This is a genomic window from Marinimicrobium sp. ARAG 43.8 (genome assembly GCF_050113635.1).
GTDB lineage: Bacteria > Pseudomonadota > Gammaproteobacteria > Pseudomonadales > Cellvibrionaceae > Marinimicrobium.
Genome location: NZ_JBNJLT010000027.1, coordinates 1 through 1,346 on the forward strand (window position 1 = coordinate 1; position 1,346 = coordinate 1,346).

A 1,346-nucleotide genomic window follows, 5' to 3' on the forward strand; every position below is an offset into this window, starting at 1 on the left:
AGCATTTGTCGATTGCTGGCCATAATGGCATCGCGCTGGCGGTCACTGATGGTTTGACCACGAATGACCATTTCTCCGGCCATGCTTCGGTACCCCGTCGGATCCGTATAACTCAGCGGGTTATTAAACGTATACGAGTAACGGTTTAAGCTTTGGCTGTTGTACGGTGACTGAACGTACAGGTCCGCGCTCAGGAACCGGCCCAGAGTGAAACCGTACACACGCCTCCATATTAGTTTGCGCTATTGTTTATTTAATACGGAAAAACAGGACTTTTTTATTGTTCTTTTGGATTAATCTTATTAACTTGCACTCGGCCTTTAAAGTTAATCGAAAAAATAACCGATGATCGATCAAATATGTAACATGGCGAACTACAACCAGGCGCGCTATTTACCTCAATTTTAATCGGCATTCCATAATCAAAGGACACATCAAACTCTTTTATTGTTCCATCTATATTCGTTAAAGAGTCTCTGACACTAATATCTGGAAAGCCCAAATGGTCGAAATAGCCAAAATCTTCCGCCTCAATCACTTCCCGCATCCCCATAGCTTCAATCAACCATGAGTGAACACGTCTATCACGACCCTTTTCTCTAACAGTGATTTTTACATCGCCAAACGGTTCAGGAAGTGTGGATTTATACACAACCTCATCAATAGGAAATTCTCTGAAATCTGGAACTATCAGCTCATCACCAAAAGCTTTATAATAAATAAATAAAGCTGCCCATACCACAAAATATCTTTTCATAACAGTAGCCTCAACGGTAACCGGAAATTTTGTTTCTAAGCCATGTTCTGTACGGTCTCGACAATCCAAAATGGTTTGCTGTTGAAACTTGCCAAGAATATGCGCCGCGTTCGCTAGCTCTCATACTCTCTGATTCGTAGGAGTTTATTCGCCCACGCAGCCGATCATTAACGTGTATTAGCTCATGACCTACCGAACTTCCGATAACCGCCAAACTTCTTCCTGCAAGATAGTCGGGATTAACAAGGATAGCACTTGCATCTGGATTGTGCATTCCAACGTCACTCCCAAGAGAAGGGTCTATAGACACATTGATCACATGTTTACCAGGAGGTAAAACCTGCTTAAACAGATTCGTAACGTCGTATTTTTCAACCGCTTCCTGAAACTTTTCCAGGCCATCAGTTTTATAATTAAATTCAACCATCCCCTCTTCTTCATCCAACGACGTCCCCCTCCCATTCCGAGATTCGCTGTCGTCGCTGTGGCTGTTGCCTGTACCTACACTAGAATCGTTAGCGGCCCCACCTCCACTCGTACCCGCCTCGAACGCCTCGGCATCAATGTGAACGACATACTTTTGGCCATC

The 1,346-nt window shown here is 43.9% G+C and carries 3 protein-coding genes; all 3 read right to left on the reverse strand.

Going from position 1 to position 1,346, the window contains the following annotated elements:
• Window positions 1–221: RHS repeat-associated core domain-containing protein (locus ACQCLF_RS15970; RefSeq protein ID WP_426989076.1), on the reverse strand; the 221-nt coding region annotated here is incomplete at its 3' end.
• A 56-nt stretch (window positions 222–277) separates the two neighbouring features.
• The gene (locus ACQCLF_RS15975; protein WP_426989078.1) at window positions 278–757 is read right to left on the reverse strand and encodes a hypothetical protein; all 480 of its coding nucleotides are present in this window, start codon (window positions 755–757) and stop codon (window positions 278–280) included.
• Window positions 758–767: 10 nt separating this feature from the next.
• Window positions 768–1,346, reverse strand: a 579-nt coding sequence (locus ACQCLF_RS15980) for a hypothetical protein (RefSeq protein WP_426989080.1), incomplete at its 5' end; no start/stop codon positions are given.

Excerpts from the sequence above, each read along its gene's own strand:
- ACQCLF_RS15975 (WP_426989078.1), bottom strand. The coding sequence starts at position 757 with ATGAAAAGATATTTTGTGGTATGGGCAGCTTTATTTATTTATTATAAA.